The organism is Mycolicibacterium arabiense, assembly GCF_010731815.2.
GTDB classification, from domain to species: Bacteria; Actinomycetota; Actinomycetes; order Mycobacteriales; family Mycobacteriaceae; genus Mycobacterium; species Mycobacterium arabiense.
Window position 1 is genome coordinate 3,721,497 of record NZ_AP022593.1, and the last position, 26,396, is coordinate 3,747,892.

Genomic DNA, 26,396 nt, shown 5'->3' on the forward strand with positions numbered 1-26,396 from the left:
GGTGGCCACTCATCGCCCGCTGTGGCCATCGACGAGGTGTGGGGCCTTGAACGGGTTCATTGCACCGGCGTCGACGACGTGCGCCGTGCCCGTGACGTAGCGGCCGTCGTCGCTTGCCAGGTACGCCACCGCGTTGCTGACGTCGATGGGGTCGAGGAATGGGACGGGCAGCGCGTGCATCGCGGTCAGCGCGGGCAGCGCGTCGGTCTGCGTGGCGCCCTCCTTGCCGCCGGCGAATAAGCGGTTGTAGCGGGGATTGTTGATCATCGCGGTGTTCACGTTGGTGGGGTTGACGGAGTTGACGCGGATACCATGTGGGGCAAGCTCTCCCGACAGCGTGCGCATGAGACCGTTCACCCCGTGTTTCGACGCCGCGTAGTGCCCGACGTTCAGTTCGACGGTAAGCCCGGAGATGGAGCTGACGAGGATGATCGCCCCGCCCTCGTTCTGCTCGAGCAGAAAGGGCACCGTGGCCTTGATGGTCTTCCATACTCCGGTGAGGTTGACGTCGATCTGATCCTGGAATTGCCGTTCGGACAGTTCCCACAGCGGCGCGGTGTCGTTGAGGGTGCCTGCGTTGGCGACCACGATGTCGAGGCGCCCCAGCTCGTCCACTGCAGCGGAAACGCACCGCTGCATGCCGGCGAGGTCACGGACGTCCACCTCGGCGGCGAAGACACGTCGTCCACGACTCTTGATCAGGTCGACCGTCGTGACCAGATCGTCGGAGTCGGCCATTGGATAGGGCACCGTGTCGATCTGGCGGCACAGGTCGAGCACGACGATGTCCGCGCCCTCCTCGGCCAGCCGCAGCGCGTGCGAGCGGCCCTGGCCGCGTGCCGCACCCGTGATGAGCGCGACCCTTCCCTCGAGTCGGTTCATGCCTACTGGTGCTGCTCGCTGGCGCGCATCTCGCGGTACTCGTCGGCGCGCTCGTCGGTGATGTGTGGCAGCGGCGGGAAGTCGAGCCACCCCGGTACGAATGGGCTCGCCAGATCGCGGTCGGTCGGCACCTCGACCAGCACGGGTGCCTTGGCGTCGAATGCCCGCTTGAATGTCGGCTCGAGGTCGCCGGCCGACTCGATGCGGAAGGACTCCAGCCCGAACGACTTCCCGAGGTCCTTGAAGCTGGGGCTGTAGGGCGAGCCATCGGGACGGTTGAACTCGGTCCCGATGATCCGGTCGGTCGCGTTGCGCTGGCCGCCACGAATGGAGATGTATCCGGAGTTGTCCTGCACGACGAACACCACGGGAATGTCGTGTTGCACTGCCACTCCGATCTCCTGGGCGGTCATCAGGAAGTCGCCGTCGCCGGTGATGCACGCGACCTGCCGCTCCGGAGCGGCGAGCTTCGCGCCGAGTGCGGCGGGCACGGGCCAGCCCATGGCGGAGAACCCGCCGGTGGTCAGGTGCGTGCGAGGCTCGTACACGGGGAACGTCTGCTTGACCGCACCTTGGGTGTTGCCGGACCCGGCCAACACGATGCCGTCGCGGTCCATCACCTGCCGCAGCGCAGCCAACGGACGCTGCAGCGTGAAGGGGAAGCGATCGGTGTCGCGGCGAGAGGACAATTCGTTCTCCCACTCCGCCTTTCGCTCCGCAACTTCGGCGAGGTACTCCGTGCGGTCGGGCGCGCCGGGCAGTGACGCGACGATCGCGGCGACAGCGGGCTTCGCGTCGGCGAGGATGCCCACTTCGGCGGGATAGATCTTGCCGATCTCGTGCGGGTCGATGTCGATGTGGATCAGCTTCGCCGGCGGGAAGGAAAACGACCGGCCCCGGGCATAACTGGACGACGACCAGTCGGTGAAGCGGCAACCGATCGACACCACCACGTCGGCGTTGGCAGCGAGGTAGTTGCCGTGAATGGTGCCCGTCTGCCCGACACTGCCGATGAACAAGTCGTGGTCCTCGGGGAACGCGCTCTTGCCGTTCCACGTGGTCACCACGGGGATGGACAGTGCTTCAGCCAGCGCACGCACCTCGTCGGTGGCGTTGGCGCTGATGGCCCCGCCGCCGACCACGATCACCGGGCGCTTCGCGGTGGCCAGCACCTCCACCGCGCGGGCGATCGCCGAGGGATCGGGGTACTGCAGGCCGATGGGCAGGCGGCGGGCCAGGTCGTGGAAGTTGACCTCGGCGGTCTCGGCGTGCAGATCCCACGGCACCTCGATGTGGGCCGGACCCCGGCGGCCGGTCAGCATGGTGCTGAACGCTCGGTGCATCACGAACGGCAGGTCCTCGATGCTGTTGGCGATCCAGCTGCGCTTGGACACGGCCTCGGCAACCTGCGGAAAACCGTTGTCCTTCTGACGTTCCAGCTCCTGCAGGACGCCGCGGCCGCGCATGTGACGCGGGGGTCCGCCGGTGATCACCAGCACGCTGGTGGAGTCGCTGTATGCGGTGGCCAATCCCAGGACGGTGTTGGAGGCGCCCGCACCGATCGAGGTCACGGCGCACATGGGCTTGCCCGACACCCGGTAGTAGCCGTCGGCGAGGTGAACGGCGCTCTGTTCGTGGTAGGTCTGGATGAACGGGATCCTGGACTCGTCCTCGTTGAAGGCGTCCATCAGACCCCAGATGCCGTGTCCGGGGATGCCTGCGACATACGGAACCCCGTACTCCTTGAGGATGCGGCCGATGACCTGCCCGCCGTTGAGCCTTGGCATGCGATGTCCTTCCTAGTGTTGACGGCAACGTATTCGAGGCGGTGCTCCGGACTGCACCGGAGGCTCCCCGAGACGTCGGTTCACTCGAGTGTGACTGTCCCAGCCCGTATGGCGTTAGACTCATTTTGTGCAGCCGAATCAGCGGATCATGCACAGCGTGGACGGAGGTCGGCATCCGTGGCGATGACGGTGGAGGCGGCGCTTCAGCTCGAGGTCTTCAGTCGTGTGCCCTGGAAGGTGTACGCAGGCAACGATGCTCTGCACCGATCGATCCGCTGGGTACACCCCACCGAGGTCCCGGACATCGCCAAGTTCCTCAGGGGCGGCGAGATGCTGTTGACCGCTGGCCTGGGCATCGGAACCACTCCCGACCGTCAACGTCGATACGTTGCCGAGATCGCCGACGCCGAGGCCGCCGTGCTGGTCATCGAACTCAGCGGGCGCGCGTTCACCACCATGCCGCAAGCCCTCGTCGAGGCCGCTCGCGAGCGGGGCCTGCCCGTGGTCGGGTTGGACGGTGAGCTGCCCTTCGTCGAGGTATCGGCGCAGGTGCACGAATCGATCGTCGACCAGCGCGTGCTCGATCTCAGCGCCTACGAGCGACTCAACGCGACCTTCATGCAGCTGCTGTTGGCGGGCCGCGACCCCGTGTCGTTCACTGACGCATTGGCAAGCGAAGTCGGCTATCCCGTCGCGCTGGAGGACGCCACCCGCCAAGTCCTGGCGTACTCCGGTGGGTCGGCTTCCGGGGACGAGTTGCTCACGCAGTGGGAGCATCACTCGCGCATCGATCACGACGCCGCGGGTAGCGAATCGTCCAACGGCCACGACGTGCACAACTGCACCCGCCGAGCGGTCGTGCTGCGCGGCGAACGCTGGGGATGGCTGCACGTGCTGCACGGCGGCGCGGCGATGGTCGGCACCGCCGGTTATGCCCTCGACCGGGCCACCGACGGCATCGCGATCGCGCTGCTGGGAGCTCGCGAGAGCGGTGCGAAGTCGGCTCAACGCCAGAACGCGCTGGTGAGCCGACTGCTGCTGGGCGACATCTCCGGTGACGACTTCGTCGCGCGGGCGCTGCGGATCGGGCGGGACCTGCGGGATCGGGCGCTCGTGGCGGTCTTCGTGGTCAAGGAGGAACCGGCCGGCTCCACCAGCGACGAAGCAATGGAAGACCTCTGCCGTGCGCTGCACGTTCCGGCGGTGGTCGCAGATCTCGGCGAGCACACGCTGATGATCATGGGCCTGTCGCGGACGAGTTCGGAGAAGCGCGTGGTCGAGCGACTGAGCACGCTCGACGTGCGTGCGGGAATTAGCCGCCCCGTCAGCGCAAGTCAACTGGTCACGGCCGTCGAGCAGGCGCGCAACGCGGCGTCGGTGGCCGCGGCGCGCCCCGACAAGGCGGTGCATCGCTTCGACGATCTCGGTGTGCTGCGCCTGTTGGCGTCGCTGGCCGGCGGGCCGGAGCTGACCCGCTACATCGAGGACGAACTGGGGTCGCTGCTCAAACACGACGCGAAGGCGACCAATCCGCTGCTGCCGACGCTGCGCACGTACCTGGCGTGCGACGGCAACAAATCGCAGACCGCTCAACAGTTGTTCGTGCAACGACGCACCCTCTACTACCGGTTGGACCGCATCACCGCGTTGCTCGGACGGTCCCTGGACGACCCGGACACCAGGCAGGCGTTGATCTTCGCCGTGCGAGGGCACGATCTGTTGCAGCGCAGGAACGGCTAGAACGGACGGCCTGCACAGTGTGTGTAGCGTGCCACCGACTGCTGCACACTTCGTGCCTCCATTGGCGACCGGCGCACTCCTAGGTTGGGAGTATCGCTCGTCACCGAGCCTCAGCCCGAGGAGCCCCATGACCACCGCTGTAGCGGCGTTGCAGTCGCAGATCGTCACCGACCCGCCCGACGTCGTCGAGACCGACGTCGCGGTCATCGGATCGGGCATGGGCGGAGGGAGCCTCGCCTACGCGCTGCGCGACAGCGGCGTCGACGTCCTGATCGTCGAGCAGGGCGACTTCTTGCCGATCGAGCGGGAGAACTGGTCCTTCGACGCGGTGCACACCCAGGGCCGGTACAAGAACTCCGCAGCATGGCACGACGCCGCCACGGGCATCGACTTCGTGCCCGGCAACTACCACTACGTCGGTGGCAGCACCAAGCTCTACGGGGCCACGCTGCCGCGTTTCCGCGAATGCGACTTCGGCGAGATCGCCCACGTCGACGGCACGTCGCCGGCCTGGCCCATCGACTACGCAGACCTCGAACCGTTCTACGCGCAGGCAGAACAAATGTTCTGGGTGCACAGCAACAAGGGCGAGGACCCGACCGACCCCTGGCGGTCCACCGACTACCCGTTCGCAGGCATCCCCCACGAAGGGGCGATGGCCAGGCTGGTCGAAAGCGCCAAGAAGCAGGGGCTGCATCCCTTCTCCGCTCCGCAGGCAATCGACTGGCGGCCCGGCGGACGGTGCGTGCTGTCCTACACGTGCGATTCGTTCAACTGCATGCGCGATGCCAAGGGCGATGCCGACGTCGCCGCCGTCCGGCCGGCGCTCAACGCGGCGTCGAAGAACGTCCGGCTGATGACCAACTCCGAAGTGGTGCGGTTGGAGACCGACGCCACCGGACGCACGGTCGTCGCCGCGCACATCCTGCACCAGGGACGCCGAATCCAAGTGCGTGCCAACAAGTTCGTGATCGCCTGTGGCGCGGTCAACACCGCCGCGCTACTGCTGCGCTCTGCGTCTCGAACCCACCCGCAGGGCTTGGCCAACTCCTCGGACCAGGTGGGCCGCAACTACATGGCCCACATCACCACCTTCTTCCTGGCCATCGATCCCCGCAGGAAGAACGACGCCGTCTACCAGAAGACGATCGGTATCAACGACTGGTACACGGCCGGACCCACCAACCAGTACCCACTGGGCAACGTGCAGGGCCTGGGCAAGCTGCGTGGCCCGCAGGCGAAGATGGGCCAACCGCGGATCCCCATGCCGATTCTGGACGCGGTCACCCAGTACACCCTTGACCTATTCATCCAATCCGAAGACCTGCCGTTGGCCGAGAACCGCGTCTACGTGAACTCGTCGAACCAGATCTGCATCGCGCGGCGCGAAACCAACCTCACGGCGCACCGCGACCTCATCAGACGGATGAAGAAGGTCGTCCGCAAGGCCGGCTTCCCGGTGGTGCTCACCCGCAGCCTGGGCGTGGAGGCGACCTCGCACCAGTGTGGCACCGCCCGCATGGGCGACGATCCCGCCACCAGCGTCGTCGACGCCAACCTGCGCGCCCACGACGTCGAGAATCTCTGGATCGCCGACACCTCGTCGTTCCCGTCCTCGGCGGCGGTGAATCCGGCCATCACCGCAGCGGCGCTCGCACTGCGGCTCGGTGCGTCAGGTGCGCTGACCTCGTGACGACCACCGATGGGATCGACCCGATCCTGGCACCGCTGTTCGAGCCGATCACACTGGGCAACACAGTGATTCGCAACCGAGTGGTGATGACGGGCCACGGCACCGGGATGGCCAAGGACTACCTGCCCACCGACCAGCACGTCGCCTACTACCGCGAACGGGCGATGGGTGGCGCCGGTCTGATCGGCATGGCGTTCCCGCAGATCCACCCCACCTCGCAGGACGTCCCGGGGGAGCCACGAGCATGGCTGCCCGAGATCGTGCCGGGTCTGCGCAAGATCAGCGACGCGGTCCACGAGTACGGCGCCCGAATCGTGATGCAGCTCGGGCACGGTGGCCGTCAGGGGCACTCGACGTTCACCGAACGCGCGCTGTGGGGACCATCGAACACTCCGTGCCCGTTCAACCTCGAGATGCCCAAGGAGATGGAACTCGAGGACATCGACGAGATCGTCGAGGCCCATGCCGTGGGTGCCCGGCACGCCAAGCAGGGCGGTATGGACGGGGTCGAAATCCATTCGGGGTACGGCGGTTACCTGCTTGCGTCATTCCTCTCCCACTTCTCCAACCACCGCGCCGACGAGTACGGCGGCAGCCTGGAGAACCGGATGCGCATCGTGCTGCGCGTCATCGATGCCGTCCGCGCCGAAGTCGGCCCGGGCTTCCTGGTCGGCATGAACCTGCAGGGGCACGACTTCAGCCCGAGGGGGATCGAGGTCGACGACGCCCAGCGGATCGCCCAGGCCTGCGTGGCGACGGGCAAGATCGACTACGTCTGCGTCAAGGCCGCCACCTACAACCAGGCCCACCAGAACGTCCCGGACATGCAGCATCCCAAGCGAATCTGGGAGAGCCTCGCCGCGGCCGTCAAGGCGGTCGTCGACGTCCCGGTCATCGCGGTGGGACGCATCAACGAACCCACCGACGCCGCCGACGTCCTACGCCTCGGCCACGCCGACATGGTCGCGATGACCCGTCAGCAGATCGCTGACCCGGAAACGGTCAACAAGATGAGGGACGGCCGCCTCGACGAGATCCGCCGATGCATCGGCTGCAACCAGGGGTGCATCGACCGGTTGTTCGACGTCACGCACTCGTCCTGCGTACACAATCCGGCCGCCGGATACGAGCGCGAGTTGGGCATCGGGACCCTGATGCCGGCAACGTTCCGACGACGCGTCGTCGTGATCGGCGCCGGGCCGGCCGGTATGAAGGCGGCTGAGACTGCCGCCCGTCAGGGCCACGAGGTCACCCTCGTCGAACGACGCCAACGCACGGGCGGTCAACTGCGCATCGCGGCGAAGATCGAAGGGCGCGGCGAGATCGCTGGGGTGATCGACCATCTCGACGTGATGGTCCGCAAGTACGGCGTCGACGTCCGGCTGGGTTGGTCACCGACGGCCGAGGAGGTGCTCGATCTGGAACCCGATCACGTCATCGTGGCGACCGGATCCGCACCGGGTGACGACATCGTCGGGAACCTCGCACAGGGGATCGCGTTCACACCGGGCCTCGATCAGGAACACGTGCTGTCGGTGTGGGACGTCCTGGAGGACGACCGGCCGGTAGGGCGCCACGTGGTCGTCGTCGACGACGGTGAAGGAGGGTGGAAGGGCATCGGACTCGCGCTGCAACTGCAGAGCGACCACCGCGACGTCGAGTTCGTCACGCCGCTGCCCTACGTTGGTGCCAAGCTGGGCCCGTTCAGCGCCAACCTGGCGGTACCGCGAATTCACCAGTCGGGCATGACGACCCGCCCGTTCACGACCGTGACTGCCGTCGACGGCCCGACCGTCCACATCAGTGACCGGGCCCGTCCCGACACCGTCACCGACGTCGACACGGTGATCCTGGCCGGCTGGCATCGGCCGGTCACCGGGTTGTACTTCGCGCTCAAGGGTCGGGGAGTGTCGCTCGAGCGCATCGGTGACGCCATCGCCAGCCGATCCATGATGGAGGCGGTGCACGAAGGCGAACGCGCCGCCCGCCGCATTCCCTCGACGACCCCTTCGACCGCGCGCGTCTAGGGTTCGGCACATCGACACGACGGTGTCCGCCCGGCACACCTCTGCGGCGATGTTGGTCGTCGTCGCGGCCGTGGTGCAACAGCTCGGTGCAGCACTGGCCGTCACCATCTTTCCCACCGTGGGGGCAGTGGGCATCGTCGCCTCGCGATTCCTCGTCGCGAGCGTGGTGCTGTGCATCCTGGTGCGGCCCAGGGTGCGCGCGCTCTCCAGGCGGCACTGGCTGACTGTCGTCGGTTTGGCGGTGACGATGACCTCGCTGAGCCTGCTGTTCTACAGCGCCTCGGGACGCATCCCGTTGGGAGTCGCCGTCACCATCGAAGTCTGCGGCCCACTGGTCTTGTCGGTGGTGACGAGCAACCGGCGGTCCGCGTGGCTGTGGGCGCTGATGGCATTCACCGGCATCGTCGCGCTGGCCGCAGCGGCCGGGAACCTCGGCGATGGAAGACTGCCCGGCTACCTGTTCGCCGCGGGCGCGGCAACCGCGTGGGCCGCGTACATCATGGCGTCCTCCGTTGCGGGTCCACTGTTCCCCGGTCTCGACGCACTAGCGATTGCCACGACATTGGGGGCCTTGGTGATGGTCCCCGTAGCGGCGGTGTCGGGAACTGCCCACGCCACCGACAGTTGGCCGGTCCTCGGTACCGTGATCGTCGTGGCGTTCGCCAGCACGGTGATACCGCACTCGATGGAGTTGGTGTCGTTGCGGCGGTTGCCGCCGTCGACCTTCGCCGTCTTGACTTGCCTGTCCCCGGTCTTCGCCACGGTGATCGGGTGGCTGGCACTCGGTCAGCAGCTCTCCACCATCCACTACCTCGCGATCGCACTGGTCACCACGGCCAGCGTCGGCGCGGTGGCACATTCCCCGCGCCGCGGTACCCCATCGACAGGACCTCCCCCGAATGAGTGACTCCCCAACCCAGGATCGAACTCTGGTGCTCTGGCGCTGCACCGTCTGCGCGTTCTTCGCCTCATTCGGGATGCTGCTGTCGACCTGGGCCGTGCACCTTCCGACTCTGCAGCAGCGAGCCGACATCTCGACGGCCCAGCTGGGAACCGTCCTGATGGTCCTCGGCGCCGGATCCCTGCTCGCCATGCAGTTCAGTGGGTCGTTGATCGATCGCGTGGGGAGCCGGGCCGTGGCCGTGGTGTCAGGGACGGCCATGGCACTCCTGCTGAACGTTCCGCTTCTCGCGGCCACGCTCTCGCAGGCCGTCGTCGGAGCCTTCGTCTTCGGCGTCGCCGTCGGTGCAGCGGACGTATCGATGAATGCCGCGGCCGTCGACGTCGAACGCGAGTACGACCGCCCCATCATGGCGGCATTCCACGGTGTGTTCTCCATCGGCACCGTCGCCGGATCGTTGCTCGCCGCCGCCGGGTTCAGCACCGGGGTGGATGCGACGATCCAAACCGTGGCCGTCGCAGGCCTATGCGCGTGCGTCGTCCTGGGCGCGGCCTTGCTGACGCGCCGGACCGACCGGGGGCGCTCGGCCCCGGCGTCGAAAGGGGATCGAGACCGCCCTGGACCGACGGCCAAGAGGCGGCGGCCCTCCATGCGGGTGTTCGTCCTGGGCATGCTCGCGTTTCTGCTCCTACTGGCCGAGGGGTCTGCGATGGATTGGAGCAGTCTGCACGCTCAACGACATCTCGGCGCCTCCCCGACCTTGGGGGCACTGGCATTCGGGACGTTCGTGACGGCCATGACGATCGGACGGTTCAGTGTCGACCGAATCGTGTCGAGGGTGGGCTCGGTACGGGTCGTTCGGTGGGGCTCGGCGGCGGCAGCTCTCGGCCTACTGATCGTCACGCTGTCTCCCGCGCTGCCCGTCACTCTCATCGGGTGGTTGCTGCTGGGACTCGGGCTCGCCGGCGGCGTGCCGCAGGCATTGACCGCCGCCGGCAATGTCGGCAGCGAGCCGGGGCGGGCACTGTCGCGGGTCGTCGGCCTGGGATACATCGGCATCCTTTCCGGACCCGGAATCATCGGGTGGGTCGCGGAGTTCACCTCGCTCAACATCGCGCTCGTCGTGCCGCTGTGCGCGGCCGTCGCGTGTGCGCTCATCGCAGGTGTCGTAGCGGTCCCGCTCAGGGAGGACGTACAGCACCAGCCGTCTTGACTGTGCACCAGAACCGCGCGCCGCTGCACATGATGTGTCTGTCGCCGTCATGGCCGCCCGCTGAGACTGGAGTCACGTCCGCAGGCAAGACCGCCGACGTTCGATGCCCAGCAGCGCAAGGAGATTCACCCGTGTCGGACACACTCAAGGCACCCGCCGCCGAAGTCTCGACGGCGAACAAGAGCAATCCTCGGGTGGTCGACACCGTCGCCGCGGTGCTCGCCGACATCCGTTCGGGCGGCGACGACGCGGTGCGCAAGTACTCCGAGCAGTTCGACCGCTGGTCACCGGAGGCGTTCCGCCTCGACGACGCCCAGATCGCGCGCATCGTGGGGGACCTGCCGACGACGGTCATCGACGACCTCACATTCGTACAACGTCAGGTGCGCAACTTCGCACAGGCACAACGTGACTCCATGCTCGACGTCGAGATCGAGACGCTGCCGGGCGTTCGCCTGGGCCACAAGCACGTGCCGGTGGCGGCCTCGGGCGCCTACGTTCCCGGTGGGCGCTATCCGCTGACGGCGTCAGCGCACATGACCGTCGTCACCGCCAAGGTCGCCGGGGTCGAGCGCGTGGCGGCTACCACGCCGCCCAACGACGGCATCGCCCCGCCGATCAGCGTGGCTGCCATGCACCTGGCCGGCGCCGACGAGATCTACGTCCTCGGTGGCGTGCAGGCAATCGGCGCACTGGCACTGGGCACGGAGACGATCGCGCCCGTCAACCTGCTCACTGGGCCTGGAAACGCCTACGTGGCAGAAGCCAAACGCCAGTTGTTCGGAGAAGTCGGCATCGACTTGTTCGCAGGCCCCACCGAGGTGCTGATCGTCGCGGACGACACCGCCGATCCATTCGTCGTCGCTGCGGACCTCCTGAGCCAGGCCGAACACGGCCCGGATTCGCCGTGCGTTCTGATCACCACCTCGGAGCGGGTCGGCCGCGAGACCATTGCGGAGGTGACGCGGCAGCTGCGCAATCTGCCCACCGCCTCCGTGGCGTCGGTGTCGTGGCGGGACCACGGCGAGGTTCGGCTCGTGGACACGATCGACGAGGCCTTCGCGCTGGCCGACCGGTACGCCAGCGAGCACGTGCAGATCCTGACGGCCGAACCGCGGGCGGCCCTCACCGGCATGCGCGACTACGGTGCGCTGTTCCTCGGCGAGAAGACGTGCGTATCGTTCGGCGACAAGGCGATCGGTACCAACCACGTGTTACCCACCCTCGGCGCCGCCCGGTACACGGGTGGACTGTGGGTCGGCAAGTACCTCAAGACCGTCACCTACCAGGAGATCGACGACGCCCAGTCCAGCGCGGAGCTGGGGCGCATCTGCGGGCGGGCGGCACGCTTGGAGAACTTCGAGGGACACGCGCGCTCCGCCGACGTTCGCGCGGCCAAGTATGGCGGCGACACGCTGCCGTGGTCCGATCACGACCTCACCGCCGGTCAGCGCGCAACGCTTGCCTGACACACGTCCTTCCTCAGCAAGGAGCACCGTCATGACCCGACACGATCCGCCTCGGCTGCCCACTCTGCGCGCCGTCGACCACGTCGCCTACACCGTGCCGAGCCTCGACGAGGCCATAGCGTTCTTCGTCGACCACTTCGGCGCCGAGCTGATCTTCACCGACGGCCCCTTCGCGGACCCCACATCCGACGGAATGCGCAGGCGCCTCGACGTGGACCCACGCGCGCAGTGCTCACTGGCGATGCTCCGCCTCGGCCAGCACCACAACGTCGAACTGTTCGAATACACGGCGCCCGAACAACAGTCGACGCCGCCACGCAACAGCGACGTCGGCGGGCACCACCTCGCCTTCTACGTCGACGACATCGACGCCGCATTCGACTACGTCCGGTCGATTCCCGGTGTGGTCACGCAGGAGGGGCCGAACGACGTCAGCCCCGACGCTCCGGTCGCCGGACAGCGGTGGTTCTACTTCAAGACGCCCTGGGGCATGCAAATGGAGTTGACGACGTGCGGGGGCGACGGCTTCTACACCGGTCTGCCCGGCGCCGAGATGGTGGCGCCCACCGAGACCTGGAGATGAGCGCGCCACTGATGACCGCCCACCTCGTCGACGGGCCTCAGGCGACGCGCGTAGAGCGGGACTCCCTTGGCTCGCTCGACGTGCCCGTCGACGCCTACTACGGCATCCACGCTGCGCGCGCAGTCGCCAACTTCCCCATCTCGGGTGTCACCCTCTCTGCCTACCCCCACTTCGTCTCTGCCTTGGCTGCGGTGAAAGAGGCGGCAGCGCTGGCGAACTGCGAACTGGGCTTGCTCGACAGCAGACGCAGCAGTGCGATCGTCGCCGCATGTGGCGAGATCCGCTCAGGCGCGCTGCACGAACACTTCGTCGTCGACGTCATCCAGGGAGGGGCGGGCACGTCGACGAACATGAACGCCAACGAGGTCATCGCCAACCGCGCCTCGGAGCTACTGGGAGGAAACCGCGGAGACTACGATCTCGTCGACCCCCTCGAGCACGTCAACAGAAGTCAGAGCACCAACGACGTGTATCCCACCGCCATCAAAGTGGCGCTGCAGATGCACATCAGCGACCTTCACGAAACCCTGCTCGGACTCGCCTCCGCCTTCGGCACGAAGGCCGAGGAGTTCGCGTCGGTCTTGAAGATGGGGCGAACGCAGCTACAGGACGCGGTACCAATGACTCTCGGTCAAGAGTTCGGTACGTACGCTGTCATGGTCGCCGAGGACGCCGAACGACTCCGCGAGGCTGCGCGCCTGGTCTCCGAGGTCAACCTCGGCGGTACCGCCATCGGAACGGGCCTCAACTCCCATCCCGGGTACGCCCCGCTCGTGTGTGCCAAGCTCAACGAGATCACGGGACTCGAACTGTCGACGGCTCCGGACCTCATCGAGGCGACGCAGGACGTGGGCGCGTTCGTGCAAGTGTCGGGTGTGCTCAAGCGGACGGCGCTGAAGCTGTCGAAGATATGCAATGACCTGCGCCTGCTTTCCTCGGGCCCGCGGTCGGGCTTGAACGAGATCAACCTTCCTGCAATACAATCGGGATCCAGCATCATGCCGGGAAAGGTCAACCCCGTCATACCCGAGGTCGTCAATCAGGTTGCCTTCGAAGTAGTCGGAAACGACGTCACCATCAGCATGGCCGCCGAAGCAGGACAGCTGCAGCTCAACGCCTTCGAACCGATCATCGCTCACAGCCTGTTCCAGTCGCTGACCCACCTACGGGCGGCCTGCCAGACTCTCGTCGACCGCTGCATCACGGGGATCAGTGCAAACGAAGCGCGACTGCATGATTCAGTCATCAACTCCATCGGCGTCATCACTGCCTTGAATCCCTACATCGGATACGCAGCCTCGGCCCGGGTGGCGAAGGCGGCGCTGCAGAGCGGTAGGACCATCCCCGACCTCGTCGTCGAGGAGGGGCTACTGACGGCGGAACAGGTCACCGTCTTGCTGATGCCAGAATCTCTGGTGAGGCCACGGGAGATGGTGTCGCTCGGCGCCGCCACCGGAATCGACCAAGGGAAGGGCGCCCACTGATGACCAACGTTCTCTACCTCTATGGCGGTTGGCCCGGGCATCGGCCGTACAACATCGCCGAATGGACTCGCGACCTCGTCGGTGAACTCGGGTACGACATCGAAGAGTCACACGACATCTTCACTCTCGATCGCGATCTCACCGCCTACGACCTGATCATCCTCGGCTGGAACAACGCGCTCACGACCGAAGACCTGTCCGACTCCCAGGAAGACCACCTACTCGAGGCCGTGGAGTCAGGGACGGGCGTAGCGGCATGGCACGGTGCAGCAGCGGCGTTCAGGTCCAGTTTGCGATACCACCTGATGCTGGGCGGTGACTTCCTCGCGCATCCGGGAGGGGAAGGGTATCCGCACCCGTACGAGGTCAACGTGACCAATCGCGACCACCCCGTGACCCAGGGCGTGAATGACTTCTCGGTGGCCTCCGAGCAGTACTACATGAGCACCGACCCCAACAACGAGGTGCTGGCCGAAACCACCTTCGACGGCTCGCACCTCGCCTGGCTCGACGGGCTCAAGAGCCCCGTGGCATGGGTCCGTCAGTGGGGTGAGGGGCGAGTGTTCTACCACTCGATCGGTCACGCGCCGCAGGATCTCGCCGGCGCAGACGTCCGCAGGCTGACCAAGCAGGGCATCGCCTGGGCGGCGCGCCGCTGAGGCGCGAGCACTCCCGTATCCGCCAGCCAGCTAACCGCACGGGTTCCTCGGCGCTGCGTGCGCGCACCTAGGGACGTGCAGCCGGCGCTGCCGCGACAGCCCCTTCTCGAGTGAGCTTCATCCGAGCGTCCTACCGGGTGGTGCTCGATGCCGCGAGACGTCTGTGAGCTGCAGGTTTCCGGCTCGAAACTGCGCTGTAACGGTAGTCAGCCCGTACCCACTGCGTGCAACGACCCGGGCGGTAGTTGCACACAATGGGTCTGACTCACGCACCCTCGTTCAACCACAATTCAACTGTGGCGGCAGTCACAGGCGCCAGCGCAGCACTCACTTCGCGCCCGCCGCAACGATTTCGCAGCGACCGCAGAACACCTGGATGAAGGGATACGAGATGTTGGGAACCAATGGTGGGAGGAAGTCGCTGTCAGGCGACGATGCCCACCTCCGCGTGCTGGGCTACGAGGAGAAGTTCGACCGCAAGATCGGCCAGTGGTCGAACTTCGCCCTCGGCTTCCTCTACCTGTCGCCGATGGTTGGCGTGCTGTCGATGTTCACATTGGCGCTCACCACGGCCGGTCCACCCTCGATTCTGTGGCTGGTGATCGCCGCCTTCGGCCAACTCCTCGTCGCGATGGTCTTCGGTGAGATCGTGTCGCAGTTCCCGATCGCCGGCGGTCTGTACCAGTGGGCTCGGCGCCTGTGGAACGGCCCGTACGCCTGGATCATGTCGTGGATCTACATCGCCGGGATCGTCGTCGGCTGCACCACGACCGCGATGTTCAGCGCCGACTTCGTGCTTGCGCTCTTCAACGCTGATTCGAACATCTCCTCGACTCCCTTGGAGAAGTTGGTCATCGCGACGATCGTCGTGTTGATCTGTTTGGCGCTGAACTCGACAGGGTCCAAGACGCTGGCGACGATCGCCAAAGTCGGTCTGGCCGCTGAGGTTGCCGGCATCGTGGTCGTGGGTCTCTACCTGCTCACCTTCGCGCGGAAGAACGACTTCTCGGTCCTATTCGACACGTTCGGCACGGGTGGCAGCGGCGACTACGCGAGCGCGTTCTTCACGGCCGCGATCATCGGTCTGGTGCTTTACTACGGTTTCGAGGCTTGTGGGGAAGTCGCAGAGGAAACGCCGAACCCCAGTAGGACCATCCCGCGGTCGATGGTGCTGACCGTGGTGCTCGGTGGAGGCGCTGCGCTGTTCTCCTTCATCGGGTACATCCTGGCTGCGCCCAACCTGCAGCAGATCGTCGACGGCGAGGTTGCCAATCCCATCACGGCCATTCTGACGGCGACGTTCGGCACGATCGGTACGAAGATCTTCCTCGTCATCGCCCTGACGTCGTTCCTTGCGTGTGTCATGGGTCAGCAGGCCGCGGGCAGCCGATTGATCTTCTCGTTCGCACGCGACGACATGTTCCCGGGGAGTGCGATATTCAAGAAGATCTCGAGCAGGAAGGTGCCCGTCAACTCGATCGTCCTCGTCGCGTTCCTTCCCATCTGTCTCTTCGTCTTGCTGTACTTCTTGCCGGATGCGCTCTTCCGGGTGGCGGCATTCCAGATGTTGGCCGGCTACTTCGCCTTCCAGATGGTCGTCTTCGCTTCGTTGCGTGCGCGAGCCAAGGGCTGGGAGCCCGGCGGTCAGTGGTCCCTCGGGAAGTGGGGCTGGCCGGTCGGCATCGGCGCACTCGTGTACGGAGTGTTCTCGATGATCGTTCTTGCGCGCCCCAACGGTGACTTGAGCCTGCCCTTCTACGATCGCTGGATCGCCTTGATCGGATTCGTCGTCGTCGCCGCGGTCGGGCTGCTCTACATGTGGATCGCCAAGCCGTACCAGAAGTCGACTGCGCCCGAGGGCGACGCCATCCAGATCGCCGATCTGCTGCGCGCGCATCGGGCCCAGCATGACGCTGAACGGTTGGCCGAAGCAGCACCCGTGGCTGAGCCCACGCCGGATGCTCAGTCACGTCGGACGCAGGAGACCCCGCCGCGGGAACCCATCGCCTCGATCGACTGACGTAGGCGGAGCAGGGCCGTCGGGACCGAACGTCTCGGCGGCCCTGTCGCTTTCGCTGCATTGCTCGCGGCTGCGGCGGCCAGGTCGTGAACCGCAGCACGGGTTCTAACGCAGAGCAGCCCTCCCGAACGTCGATGTGACGTCAGCGGGAGGGCCGCCCAGGGTCGTGCGCAGTGCCGGTCAAGACTTCACTATGAACCCCGCGTCGATGACCATCGAGGTTGCCGTGATGTAGCGGCCGGGCTCGGTGACCAAATACAGGATCGCACTGCTCACGTCTCGCGGCTCGATCCATGGGACCGGGAGAAGATGTGTGCCGGAAAAGGTTTCGATGACATCCTCGCGGGTGGGCTTGTCCAAATCGGGACGGAAGAGGCCATACACGAAGTCGTTGTTGATCATGTGGGTGTCGACGCAGGTCGGATTCACCGAGTTCACGCGGATCCGATACTGCCCCAGTTCCCGGGCCAACGACGTCATCAGGCCCGTGACGCCGTGCTTCGACGCTGCGTATGACGAGATGTTCTCGGCACCCTTGAGCGCCTCGGTCGATCCGATGAAGACGATGCTTCCTCCGTCGCCCTGCGAGATCAGCGTGGGCGCCGCCGCCTTGACGGTGTGGAAGACGCCGTTCAGGTTGATGTCGATCATCTCGCGCCAGTCCTGTGGACTGATCTCCCACGTCTTGGCTCCCGAGCAGATACCGGCATTGGGGATGACGATGTCCACGCGGCCGAAACGGTCGATGCCGCGGTCGAATACGGCCTTCACCTGGTCGTAGTCGCGGGTGTCGGCCACTTCGGCGTGGAGCTGCCCGCCGGCTTCCTTCACCATGCGAGCCGTCTCTTCGAGGTCTTCCCGGGTGGCGCCCGCGTAGGCCGTCGTAGAGGGCTTACCGCATAGATCCAGTCCGATGATGTCGGCGCCTTCGCGTGCCAGCGCGAGTGCGTGTGAACGCCCCTGTCCCCGAGCGACACCCGTGATGAAGGCGACCTTGCCGTCAAGCTGTCCCATGCTGCGTCTCAATCCAGTCGAAGGGTACGGCGCGACCTTGTCGGGCGCCGGAAGCTGCACGTCCTGCGCAGTGCGTGGAACGTAACACGCGTTGTCTCACAATGAGATTGACGTGAGCGAAGTATGCCCAGTCAGCGCAATGAGGGGCTCGTGGATTGCACAACATGTGCGTGGTGCCACCCGCGACGCCCCACTAGCGTGAGATCTGGCCCCGCACTGCCCCGGCTTTCAGTGGGGTCTCGCTGCGGCACGCCGGCGCGCCATGGTGCCGAGCACAAATGGAAGGGCGGCAGCATGCCGAAACTCGGATTCAAGATCGACGCCAGACCTACGGAGGACATTCCATCGCTCGCCCGGTCGGCGGAACGGTCGGGCTTCGACCAATTTTGGGTCTGCGAGGACCTGGGGCTTGCTGGAGGCGTAGCGCAGGTGTCGGCCGCCTTGGCGTGCACCGACCGCATGGAAGTCGGCCTGGGCATTGCTCCTGCGGCAGTTCGCAATGCGATGTATCTCGCGATGGAGTTCGGTGCGCTCGCGCGGTTGTCGAACGGCCGCTTCCACGCGGGTATCGGGCACGGTATGCCGCACTGGCTTACTCAGGTCGGCCAGTACCCGACGAGCCTGATGACCTGTCTGCGTGAAGTCACCGAGTCGGTCCAGGCCCTTCTGCAGGGCGGCGAAGTCACCTTCCGCGGTGAGCACGTACGGCTCGACGCCGTCTCGCTCACTCACGCACCCGATTCGGCACCGCCTTTGAGCCTAGGGGTGCGTGGGCCACGCGGCATCGCTCTGGCGAAGCAGCTGGGTGTCGGAGTGATTCTGGCCGAGGGTTCGACGCCGGAGTATGTCGCCGAGGTTCGCAAGATCCTCGGACCCGGTGCCCAAGTCACCGTATTCGTGTGGGCGAATTTGGACCCGGACGACGCGTTCGGTGGGACCGACGCGCTCGCCTCGACGGTGAGGGAGGCGCTTGGCAAACCGCATCTCGCCGCGCAACTGGGAAACCTCGATCGCACGGACGGCGGACCCGACACCATTCGACGCCTCACCGTCTCAGGCGATGCGCGCACGTGCAGAGCCGCCATCGACAGGCTGATCGAATGTGGGGCCAACGCCGTGGTATTGCAACCGATCCACGGGCAAGAGGAAGTGCAGATCGAGTTGTTCGGCAAGCACGTGTTGGGGCAGCGGTAGTCGCGTGGCAGCGGTGCCTGCTCCACAGCCCCAAAAGCAATCGACACCCGCGGCCTCGTCGTGAGACCGTCTGACCATGTCGTGGGACGACCCGGATCGGTGCTGGCGGTTCCCGGTTGGCGAGGAGCCGCCGGGCGATCTGCCGTCTGCGTGGGCATCCGCGTTCTCCGCGGTGACGCGCGACCTGGGTTGCCGACGGGACGGCCGGTCCATCGGTTTCGACAACGTGGTGTGGACGATCGTGGCGAACGATGGGGCGGTGGGCGTGGGCTTCTCGCTCACCGGCGAGGCCGACGTCGGCGCCTATCGACGATGCATGAACTACCGGTTGAACACCACCGCGGCCCAGGCGCTGGTGTGGCTGGCCGACGACGTTCAGTACGAATTGGCAGGCTACGAATTCGTGCAGTGGCCGATGTCCGGCCGGCGCATCCTGGAGCCGCGGGTCGTCGACGATCGGGCGGTGTGGGTGGATCCGATCACCGGCACGATCGCCGCGGCCATCGGCGAGTTGTGTCCGCCCGGTACCGAGCCGACCCCGTCCTGAGTCCCGCACTACGGCTTGGGCGTCGAGCGACCCCACCCGGCATCCCGAGTGGCTTCCTCCAGTAGCGGGATGACCCGGTAGGGCAACGGGGTGGTCAGCGCCAGCGTGGTGCTCGAGTGCACCACGCCGGGTATTGCGAGGATGTGCACCACCAATTCCTGGAGTTCGGCTTGCGTGGCGGTGGCCACTCGCACCAGGAGGTCCTCTCGGCCCGTGGTCGCGTGCACCTCGAGCACCTGCGGAATGCGGGCCAGTCCGCTCACGACCGACGCCATCCCGACCTGGTTGATCTCGAGCGCGACGAACGCCTGCACGGCCAGCCCGGCCTCGGCGAGATCGACGCGTGGCTGGTAGCCGGTCAGTACTCCGGACTCCTCCAACCGACGCACGCGTGACTGCACGGTGTTCCGCGATATCCCCAGTGCCGAGGACAGTTCCACGACTCCGGTGCGTGCGTCGTCGGACAACTTGCGCAGGATCTCCAGGTCGAGTCGGTCCAAGCTGGTCATTCTTCTCACCTTAGGGCGTGACGGGCGTCACTAGCTGAGCATTTCGCTCTGTTGTTCGGTCATCAGTTGACCGCCGCGTAGCCAAGACGCACGCTTGAGGCAACCAAACGATCACCCTCGGAGGTGTGTCATGACCGATCTGGCCGACAAACCCCGCTCCGTCGACTTCGACCTCTCGTCCCGCTACTCGGCGTCCTCGGGACCCGTACTGCTCACCGGTGTGCAAGCCATCGCCCGCCAGATGGTCGAGCAGCACGAACGCGATCGCCGAGCAGGCAAGCGGGTCGGCACCTTCGTCTCCGGATATCAGGGCAGCCCGTTGGCCGGGCTCGACAGGCTCCTTGCCAGCCTCGGCACGGTGACGTCCGCACACGACATCCGCCTGGTGCCCGGCATGAACGAGGAACTCGCCGCCACCTCGGTGTGGGGCAGCCAGCAGGAACTACCCAAGGGCCGCCGGACACACGACGGTGTCGTGGGGATCTGGTACGGCAAGGGCCCCGGACTGGACAGGGCGAGCGATGCGCTGCGGCACGCCGCGATGTACGGCGCGCATCCGACGGGCGGCACGTTGGCCTACGTCGGTGACGATCCCGCTGCGAAGTCGTCGACCGTCCCCGCCGCGAGCGAGCGCTCACTGGCAGCACTTTCGATGCCGATTCTGTTCCCCCGCAACGCCGAGGAGATCGTCGCCTTCGGCATGTACGGCGTTGCGCTGTCCCGGGCATCCGGATGCTGGCCCGCGCTGAAGATCGTCGCGGACGTCGCCGACGGGCTCTGGACGCTCGACCGGGACTTCGCCGACTTCGACATCACCGTTCCCACCATCGAGTGGGATGGCCGGCCCTGGACGTACCGGCAGCGCGTCATGGCCGCTCCGGCCGACAGCCTGCTCGCCGAAGCCGACCTCTACGGTCCCCGCTGGGCGATGGTGGAGGCCTTCAACGCCGCCAACCCCATCGACACCATCGAGGTGGATCCGGCCGACGCCTGGCTCGGCATCGTCGCGGTCGGCACCGCCTACGACTCCGTGCGGCAGGCTCTCACCGACCTCGGCCTCACCGAGGGAGATCTGCTGAGCGCCGGGATTCGCATCCTGCGCGTCGGCATGCCGTATCCGCTCGGTGCGGCCAAGGTGCGCCGACTCGCCGAAGGCGTCGACCGGGTGCTCGTCGTCGAGGACAAGACCGCCTTCGTCGAACTCCAGGTCAAGGACGTTCTCTACGGATGTGACCGCGCCCCAGCCGTAGTCGGCAAGCGGGACTTCGACGGGCGCCCCCTCATTCCGGCCGACGGCGAGCTGACCGCGGCTCGCCTGACGTCACCGCTGCGCAAGATCCTCTCCGAACGCATGACGGTGGCCGCACCGCCGCCACCGCCGTTGTCCCTCACGGTGCTGCCCACCAAGCGCACCGCCTACTTTTGCTCCGGCTGCCCGCACAACCGCTCCACCGCGGTCCCCGCCGGCTCCCTGGCCGCAGGCGGGATCGGCTGCCACACCATGGTCACGATGTCGTCGCGGACCGACTCCCACGTCACGGGTCTGACCCAGATGGGCGGCGAGGGCGCGCAGTGGATCGGCCAGGCCGCGTACACCGACGTCGAGCACGTCTTCCAGAACATCGGTGACGGAACCTATTTCCACTCCGGCCAACTCGCGGTGCAGGCCAACATCGCCGCCAAGACCAACATCACCTACAAGATCCTCTACAACTCGGCCGTGGCGATGACCGGCGCTCAGGACGCCGAGGCGGGCCTGTCGGTGCCCGAGCTGACCCACAAGCTCGCCGCGGAGGGCGTCGCCAAGATCATCGTGTGCGCCGAGGAACCCGAGCGGCACCGCCGGGCGGCGCTGGCCCCCGGCGTCACGCTGTGGCACCGTGACCGCCTCGACGACGCGCAGCGCCTCCTGCGCGAAGTCGAGGGCGTCACGGTCCTGATCTACGACCAGCAGTGCGCGGCCGAGGCGCGCCGCAAGCGCAAGCGTGGCGCGCTGCCCGTGCGGCGGACCCGCGTCGTCATCAACGAGGCCGTGTGCGAGGGCTGCGGCGACTGCGGCGTCAAGAGCAACTGCCTGTCCGTCCAACCGGTGGACACCGAGTTCGGCCGCAAGACGCGGATCGATCAGACGTCCTGCAACACCGACTACTCCTGTCTCGACGGGCAATGCCCGTCCTTCGTCACCGTCGAACTGCCCGAGAAGCCGCAGGCCGCGACGAAGATGACCCCGGTGCCGCCGCGGGTGGCCGACGTCGAAACGCGTCCGATCGCCGGTGTGCACGACGTCTTCCTCGCCGGCATCGGCGGCACGGGCATCGTCACGGTCAACCAGGTACTCGGGATGGCCGCGCTGCGCGCCGGACTACACGTGCACGGGCTCGACCAGACGGGCCTGAGCCAGAAGGCCGGACCAGTCACCTCCCATCTGCGGCTGAGTGTCGTTCCCGCGCAATCGAACCGCATCAGCCAGGGCGACGCCGACTGCATCCTCGCCTTCGACCTGCTCACCGCCGCCGATGCGAAGAACCTGGGATACGGCGACGCCGCGCGGACGGTCACCGTCGCCTCCACCAGCAAGACCCCCACCGGCGAGATGGTCTACGACGGCTCGGTCAGTTACCCGCAGGACGACGTCCTGCTCGACCGGCTGCGCGGGCAGGCCCGCACCGTCATCACCCTCGACGCGCTCGAAGCGGCGCGAGCGCTGTTCGCCGACACCGCGGCGGCCAACTTCCTGTTGATCGGCGCCGCCTATCAGGCTGGGGCGCTGCCCATCCCGGCGGCAGCCATCGAGGAGGCCATCGCGATCAACGGGGTTGCCGTCGACGCCAATCGCGCGGCGTTCCGCTGGGGCAGGGTGGCCGTTGCCGACCCCGCCGCGTTCCGTCGTGTGTCGGTCGCGGCCACGGTGCCGCGCCGCAGCGACACCGTGGTGCCGACGCACCTCCTCGCGGCGTCACCGGTGGCCGGTGAGACGCGGACGATCGTCGAACGGTGCGCCGCGAATCTCGTTGCCTACCAGAACGAGCGGGTGGCGTCGCGCTACATCGCGGCCGTCGACTCCGTGTGGGACCGCGAAAGGGCGGTCACCGACCGCACCGACTTCTCGTCTGCAGTGGCCGCCAATCTGCACAAGCTGATGGCCTACAAGGACGAATACGAGGTCGCGCGCATGCTGACCGATCCGGCCTTCGTCGAGTCACTGCAGGCGGAGGTGCCCGGTGGGACCAAGGCGACCTACATGCTGCACCCGCCGACCATGAAGGCGTTGGGACGCAAGAAGAAGATCGGCTTCGGCCCACGCTCGCACGGCATGCTCCGCGTGCTCGCCAAGGGCCGGGTGTTGCGTGGGACTCCGTTCGACCCGTTCGGGTACGCCCACGTGCGCAAGGTCGAGCGCAAGCTCCTCGCCCACTACGAGGGGCTGGTCGCTGACTTGGCAGGCTCGCTGAGCGCCGAGTCCCTCGACTCCGCGGTCGCGGTCGCATCGGCGCCGGAGCTCGTTCGCGGCTACGAAGATGTCAAGCTCGGCAACGTCGCGACCTACATCGCGCGGCTGAGCGCACTCGGAGTCGACACGGCCCTGCTCCGGGATTGACGGACCAGCGGTCGAGCAGTTCGACGGCGTCGAAGGTCAGTTGGACTGCAAGGGGCGGCGCATCGCCGACGTGACGAGGTGGCGACGCAGTCGGCCGTTGGAGATCCGAAAGAGGCAGTTCATCGCGGCGACGATGCCGCGGATGTCGTCGCGCGCGGTGAGGTAGGTCCACCGGTGGGGTTCGGGTAGGGCGAAGAACTGTTCGAAGAAGCCCGGCACGTCGTCCGGTGGCATTCGCAGCAGCGACTCCAGGCCGATCCGCCGGACGCGGTGCACCACGCGCGCGTGGCGGGGCCAGACGACTCGCTGGGCGGCCGCGAGTGCTTCGTCCGGGGCGCCGGGGAGGTATGCGGCGAGTGCGGTGGCCACCTCGGGGGCGAGGCGGAGTGAGGCCGCCAGGCTGAAACCCGTCGCCGGGTGGATCAATGGCGCGGCCGCGCCGAATCCCAGCACGCCTGGTCCGCGGTGTCGCTGATGGTCCACTCGGAACAGCACCTTCTCCGAACGCACGTCACTCTGGGGATGGACGCCGTGATGGGCCAGCCGGGCGAGGAGCCGTCGTCGCAGCGTCGACAGCGGCAGCCCCGGACGGCGCGCGAGCGAGGTCTCCTCGACCAGCACTCGTCCGCCGCCGAGCGGTATGACGTACAGGAACGTCGGCCAGCCGGTTTCGCCGTGGTCGGTGCGCCAGTCCATGAAGAGCGCGTCGCCGGCGGAGACCAGCGGCGCGGCTGCGTCCTCGTCGAGGATGAGACCGTACGCGGTCTGTTCGGCAGGCGCCCGGTTCGACGGGTTGGGGTCCAAGGGACGCGCCCCGCCACCGGCGTCGATGACGACCGAGGCTCGCAGTTCAGATCCGTCGGCTAGGGCGACGACGCCGGGCTCGGGCGAGCCGACCGCGCGTCCGGCGTGGATTCGAACGCCGGTCAGTCGGTCGGTGAGGTGTGCCTGCAGGGCGGGCACGTCCAGGACGGCGTACTCCCACCCCAGGTCGTGCTCGGTGAGTGCGATCGCCCGGCCGGCGGCGCGGGCGGCGACCACGGAGTCGGGGAAGTCGGCGGGCAGCTCTCGGCTCCACATCCCGTAGGTCGCGATCCACGGCCGCGTGGGGGACGGGTCCAGCAACCCGGTGGTCAGCCCAAGACGCTCGCAGGCCCCGGCCATGGCCAACCCGGCGGGCCCGGCGCCCACCACCAAGACGTCCATTCGTCCCATCGTGCCCCGTGCCCATCGGATCTCGTGCACGGACCCGCCGCCCCGGCCGACGGAGCTAGCGTCCCGGGCGCGCCAGCAGCGGGTTGCGCGCGCTCGCCACCACGTGTCCCGGCTCGGCACCGGGGATGAACTTGCGCCAGTCGCCGCTGACCATGGTCGGGCTGGGCACCACCCGGGTGCCGTCGGCGAAGTACGTCGTGGCCAGCACGACGCGGGCGGCGGTGGTCAGATTCGCGCCTGCGGTGTGGAAGCAGCTGGCGGCATGGAAGCTCACCTCGCCCGCTGCGAACGGCCCATCCTCCACGTGAACATCGTGTGCACGAAGGGTTTCCGACACTCCTCGGTCGTACGACGTGCCGTGTTTGTCGAACGCGAGGTGCTCGACCAGCTGCCCGACGTGGACACCACGGGCGAACGCCAGTGGACCCATGTCGCGGGGGGTGGGCTGCAGCGGGATCCACGCCGTCAGCACGTCGGGGGAGTCGAGCGGGAAGTGGTGGGCGTCGTAGTGCCACGGCGTGCGGCCGGCGCCAGGTTCCTTGGACAGTGCGTTGTCGTGATAGAGCCGCACCTGATGCGTACCGAGCAGCGCCGCGCTGATCCCCCCGATGCGCGGCGACAGCACCGCGGCGCGCACCAGGTCGTCCTCCAGCCACATCATCTCGCGGCTCTGGAAACCGACTGTGGGATCGACGGTTTCGTCGAGCATCTCGCGCAGCCGGGCCCGCAGCCGCTCTACGGCGCCGGGGGTCAAGACGCCCGGCAGCTTGATGAACGCGTCCGATTGAAACTGCTGGATCTGGTCTGCTGTGACCGGATAGGGCTCGGCCAATTCGGCGGCCACTTCGTCGTCCGACGGCAGCGGCCCGGGATCGTGCGGCGGCGGATCGACGAACGGGCCGTCGGGCACGGGACCGTCGGCCAGCGACATGTACCAATCCCACCACTGGTCGTTGCCGCGATCCCACTCGACGGCAACGTCGGACGCGGTGCCCGCCGCGGTGGTCTCGGACAGGTGCGGGTTCCGAATCACGCTTGCTGCCAGATGATCAGGTGAGCTTCGTGCTCGAACTCGTACGCGCCGTTGGCGTCCCGGCACCCTGCGAGATAGCCGCCGAGCGCCTCGCTGGCCTCCATCTCGTCCAAGGACACCGAGTCGTCGAACGCGCACCGTTGCAGGAAACCCTCGGCGACTTCCCGATCGGATGTCCCCGTGCGGTAGTGCAGCACCTGAACCTCGACCGGCGCACCCGCTGCACGCAGAGCCTCGGTAACGCCTTCGGCGTCGGTGTATGGCGTGGCCTCGGGAGCGAACGAGGCGCGGTATGCGTCGTAGAAGGTCAGGTAGTGCGAACGCGATGACGCCTGCGCGACGGCCCCGAACCCGCCCGGCCGGAGCGCCGCGACCATCCTCGCGACGCCGGCGGCCAGCTCGGCGGGCGGCAGCGCGTACAGCGCATGGGTGGCCCAGGCGACGTCGTAGCCCGTGCCGGAGAAGTCCTGCAGGAACACCTCGTGCTCGCCCGCCGCGACGAATGGGGGAGCAAGGACCGCGCGGGCCTCCGCGATGCTGAACGCCGACGGGTCCAACAGGTCGACCTCGACGACGGGTCGATCTGGCAATCCCCCGGCGAGCAATGCGGTGGGGAACTTCCCGCTCCCGCAGGCCACGTCGAGCAGTCGCACGCGGCCGTCGACGGCATGGCCGCTCAGGTCGGCGGCCCACGGCCGGGCGGCGACGAGCTGCCGGTAATCCTCGGTGGCCAGCGCGTAGAACGCCTCCATCCCCGATCGGCCTGCTTCACTCCAGTGGTCCAAACTGCGCGCAGCGGTATCGGGGCGAGACATCGCTCAAGCCAAC

Annotated in this window: 20 protein-coding genes; 13 read left to right on the forward strand and 7 right to left on the reverse strand. The window is 67.1% G+C overall.

The features are described 5' to 3' along the window. Positions 1-9 precede the first annotated feature (9 nt). Both G6N61_RS19465 and G6N61_RS19470 read right to left on the reverse strand, forming a co-directional pair. Entirely contained in the window at positions 10-882 is an 873-nt protein-coding gene (locus tag G6N61_RS19465) for a mycofactocin-coupled SDR family oxidoreductase (RefSeq protein WP_163920064.1), read from the reverse strand. Between the two features lie 2 nt (positions 883-884). Further along, positions 885-2,669, reverse strand: coding sequence for a thiamine pyrophosphate-binding protein (locus G6N61_RS19470; RefSeq protein ID WP_163920066.1), 1,785 nt, complete (start codon positions 2,667-2,669; stop codon positions 885-887). A gap of 183 nt (positions 2,670-2,852) precedes the next feature. Here G6N61_RS19470 and G6N61_RS19475 point away from each other — a divergent pair, with 183 nt between their 5' ends. From G6N61_RS19475 to G6N61_RS19520, 10 genes are all read left to right on the forward strand, one after another. Continuing rightward, positions 2,853-4,409 carry a PucR family transcriptional regulator gene (locus tag G6N61_RS19475; protein ID WP_163924942.1) on the forward strand — a complete coding sequence of 519 codons (1,557 nt, stop codon included), beginning with the start codon at positions 2,853-2,855 and terminating at the stop codon, positions 4,407-4,409. Between the two features lie 127 nt (positions 4,410-4,536). Next, positions 4,537-6,102 (forward strand): FAD-dependent oxidoreductase, encoded by a 1,566-nt coding sequence (locus tag G6N61_RS19480; protein ID WP_163920068.1) that lies wholly within the window; start codon positions 4,537-4,539, stop codon positions 6,100-6,102. Beyond that, entirely contained in the window at positions 6,099-8,129 is a 2,031-nt protein-coding gene (locus tag G6N61_RS19485; protein WP_163920070.1) for an oxidoreductase, read from the forward strand. The genes G6N61_RS19480 and G6N61_RS19485 overlap by 4 nt, the downstream gene beginning before the upstream one ends. A 22-nt stretch (positions 8,130-8,151) precedes the next feature. Beyond that, positions 8,152-9,036 (forward strand): EamA family transporter, encoded by an 885-nt coding sequence (locus G6N61_RS19490; RefSeq protein ID WP_235887189.1) that lies wholly within the window; start codon positions 8,152-8,154, stop codon positions 9,034-9,036. Beyond that, a complete protein-coding gene (locus G6N61_RS19495) occupies positions 9,029-10,243 on the forward strand; it encodes an MFS transporter (RefSeq protein ID WP_163920072.1) in 1,215 nt (404 codons plus the stop codon). Before G6N61_RS19490 ends, G6N61_RS19495 begins: the two co-directional genes overlap by 8 nt. Before the next feature lie 131 nt (positions 10,244-10,374). Beyond that, positions 10,375-11,712 (forward strand): histidinol dehydrogenase, encoded by a 1,338-nt coding sequence (hisD, locus tag G6N61_RS19500; protein ID WP_235887190.1) that lies wholly within the window; start codon positions 10,375-10,377, stop codon positions 11,710-11,712. Between the two features lie 31 nt (positions 11,713-11,743). Then, positions 11,744-12,295 carry a VOC family protein gene (locus G6N61_RS19505; protein WP_163920074.1) on the forward strand — a complete coding sequence of 184 codons (552 nt, stop codon included), beginning with the start codon at positions 11,744-11,746 and terminating at the stop codon, positions 12,293-12,295. After that, positions 12,292-13,779: an aspartate ammonia-lyase gene (locus G6N61_RS19510; RefSeq protein WP_235887191.1), complete on the forward strand. Its 1,488-nt coding sequence runs from the start codon at positions 12,292-12,294 to the stop codon at positions 13,777-13,779. The genes G6N61_RS19505 and G6N61_RS19510 overlap by 4 nt, the downstream gene beginning before the upstream one ends. Continuing rightward, a complete protein-coding gene (locus G6N61_RS19515; RefSeq protein WP_163920076.1) occupies positions 13,779-14,438 on the forward strand; it encodes a ThuA domain-containing protein in 660 nt (219 codons plus the stop codon). The genes G6N61_RS19510 and G6N61_RS19515 overlap by 1 nt, the downstream gene beginning before the upstream one ends. 391 nt (positions 14,439-14,829) lie before the next feature. Further along, positions 14,830-16,458 (forward strand): APC family permease, encoded by a 1,629-nt coding sequence (locus G6N61_RS19520; protein WP_163920078.1) that lies wholly within the window; start codon positions 14,830-14,832, stop codon positions 16,456-16,458. Positions 16,459-16,638: 180 nt separating this feature from the next. Here G6N61_RS19520 and G6N61_RS19525 read toward each other — a convergent pair whose 3' ends face one another. Further along, complete coding sequence (locus tag G6N61_RS19525; RefSeq protein ID WP_163924946.1) at positions 16,639-17,472, reverse strand: mycofactocin-coupled SDR family oxidoreductase; 834 nt, start codon at positions 17,470-17,472, stop codon at positions 16,639-16,641. A gap of 294 nt (positions 17,473-17,766) precedes the next feature. Here G6N61_RS19525 and G6N61_RS19530 point away from each other — a divergent pair, with 294 nt between their 5' ends. After that, positions 17,767-18,666, forward strand: coding sequence for an LLM class flavin-dependent oxidoreductase (locus G6N61_RS19530; protein WP_163920080.1), 900 nt, complete (start codon positions 17,767-17,769; stop codon positions 18,664-18,666). A gap of 76 nt (positions 18,667-18,742) precedes the next feature. Then, complete coding sequence (locus G6N61_RS19535; RefSeq protein WP_163920082.1) at positions 18,743-19,213, forward strand: hypothetical protein; 471 nt, start codon at positions 18,743-18,745, stop codon at positions 19,211-19,213. 8 nt (positions 19,214-19,221) lie between these two features. Here the strand turns inward: G6N61_RS19535 and G6N61_RS19540 are convergent, their stop codons facing one another. After that, positions 19,222-19,722, reverse strand: a complete 501-nt coding sequence (locus tag G6N61_RS19540; protein ID WP_163920085.1) for an Lrp/AsnC family transcriptional regulator — start codon at positions 19,720-19,722, stop codon at positions 19,222-19,224. Between the two features lie 130 nt (positions 19,723-19,852). Between G6N61_RS19540 and G6N61_RS19545 the strand changes: the two genes are divergently transcribed. Further along, a complete protein-coding gene (locus tag G6N61_RS19545) occupies positions 19,853-23,320 on the forward strand; it encodes an indolepyruvate ferredoxin oxidoreductase family protein (protein WP_163920087.1) in 3,468 nt (1,155 codons plus the stop codon). 36 nt (positions 23,321-23,356) lie between these two features. Here G6N61_RS19545 and G6N61_RS19550 read toward each other — a convergent pair whose 3' ends face one another. The 3 genes from G6N61_RS19550 to G6N61_RS19560 all read right to left on the reverse strand — a co-directional run bounded on the left by G6N61_RS19550 (position 23,357) and on the right by G6N61_RS19560 (position 26,383). Further along, positions 23,357-24,526, reverse strand: a complete 1,170-nt coding sequence (locus G6N61_RS19550) for a lycopene cyclase family protein (RefSeq protein ID WP_235887192.1) — start codon at positions 24,524-24,526, stop codon at positions 23,357-23,359. A gap of 64 nt (positions 24,527-24,590) precedes the next feature. Then, entirely contained in the window at positions 24,591-25,568 is a 978-nt protein-coding gene (locus tag G6N61_RS19555) for a phytanoyl-CoA dioxygenase family protein (protein ID WP_198339308.1), read from the reverse strand. Then, positions 25,565-26,383 carry a class I SAM-dependent methyltransferase gene (locus G6N61_RS19560; protein WP_163920091.1) on the reverse strand — a complete coding sequence of 273 codons (819 nt, stop codon included), beginning with the start codon at positions 26,381-26,383 and terminating at the stop codon, positions 25,565-25,567. The genes G6N61_RS19555 and G6N61_RS19560 overlap by 4 nt, the downstream gene beginning before the upstream one ends. Between the last annotated feature and the right edge of the window lie 13 nt (positions 26,384-26,396).

Bases quoted from the DNA above. Each gene is read 5' to 3' on its own strand.
- G6N61_RS19505 (WP_163920074.1), top strand. From the start codon at position 11,744: ATGACCCGACACGATCCGCCTCGGCTGCCCACTCTGCGCGCCGTCGAC.
- G6N61_RS19535 (WP_163920082.1), top strand. From the start codon at position 18,743: ATGTCGTGGGACGACCCGGATCGGTGCTGGCGGTTCCCGGTTGGCGAG.
- G6N61_RS19545 (WP_163920087.1), top strand. From the start codon at position 19,853: ATGACCGATCTGGCCGACAAACCCCGCTCCGTCGACTTCGACCTCTCG.
- G6N61_RS19465 (WP_163920064.1), bottom strand. From the start codon at position 882: ATGAACCGACTCGAGGGAAGGGTCGCGCTCATCACGGGTGCGGCACGC.
- G6N61_RS19540 (WP_163920085.1), bottom strand. From the start codon at position 19,722: ATGACCAGCTTGGACCGACTCGACCTGGAGATCCTGCGCAAGTTGTCC.
- G6N61_RS19515 (WP_163920076.1), top strand. From the start codon at position 13,779: ATGACCAACGTTCTCTACCTCTATGGCGGTTGGCCCGGGCATCGGCCG.
- G6N61_RS19525 (WP_163924946.1), bottom strand. From the start codon at position 17,472: ATGGGACAGCTTGACGGCAAGGTCGCCTTCATCACGGGTGTCGCTCGG.
- G6N61_RS19530 (WP_163920080.1), top strand. From the start codon at position 17,767: ATGCCGAAACTCGGATTCAAGATCGACGCCAGACCTACGGAGGACATT.
- G6N61_RS19475 (WP_163924942.1), top strand. From the start codon at position 2,853: ATGACGGTGGAGGCGGCGCTTCAGCTCGAGGTCTTCAGTCGTGTGCCC.
- G6N61_RS19470 (WP_163920066.1), bottom strand. From the start codon at position 2,669: ATGCCAAGGCTCAACGGCGGGCAGGTCATCGGCCGCATCCTCAAGGAG.
- G6N61_RS19510 (WP_235887191.1), top strand. From the start codon at position 12,292: ATGAGCGCGCCACTGATGACCGCCCACCTCGTCGACGGGCCTCAGGCG.
- G6N61_RS19495 (WP_163920072.1), top strand. From the start codon at position 9,029: ATGAGTGACTCCCCAACCCAGGATCGAACTCTGGTGCTCTGGCGCTGC.
- G6N61_RS19520 (WP_163920078.1), top strand. From the start codon at position 14,830: ATGTTGGGAACCAATGGTGGGAGGAAGTCGCTGTCAGGCGACGATGCC.
- G6N61_RS19550 (WP_235887192.1), bottom strand. From the start codon at position 24,526: ATGGACGTCTTGGTGGTGGGCGCCGGGCCCGCCGGGTTGGCCATGGCC.
- G6N61_RS19560 (WP_163920091.1), bottom strand. From the start codon at position 26,383: ATGTCTCGCCCCGATACCGCTGCGCGCAGTTTGGACCACTGGAGTGAA.
- G6N61_RS19480 (WP_163920068.1), top strand. From the start codon at position 4,537: ATGACCACCGCTGTAGCGGCGTTGCAGTCGCAGATCGTCACCGACCCG.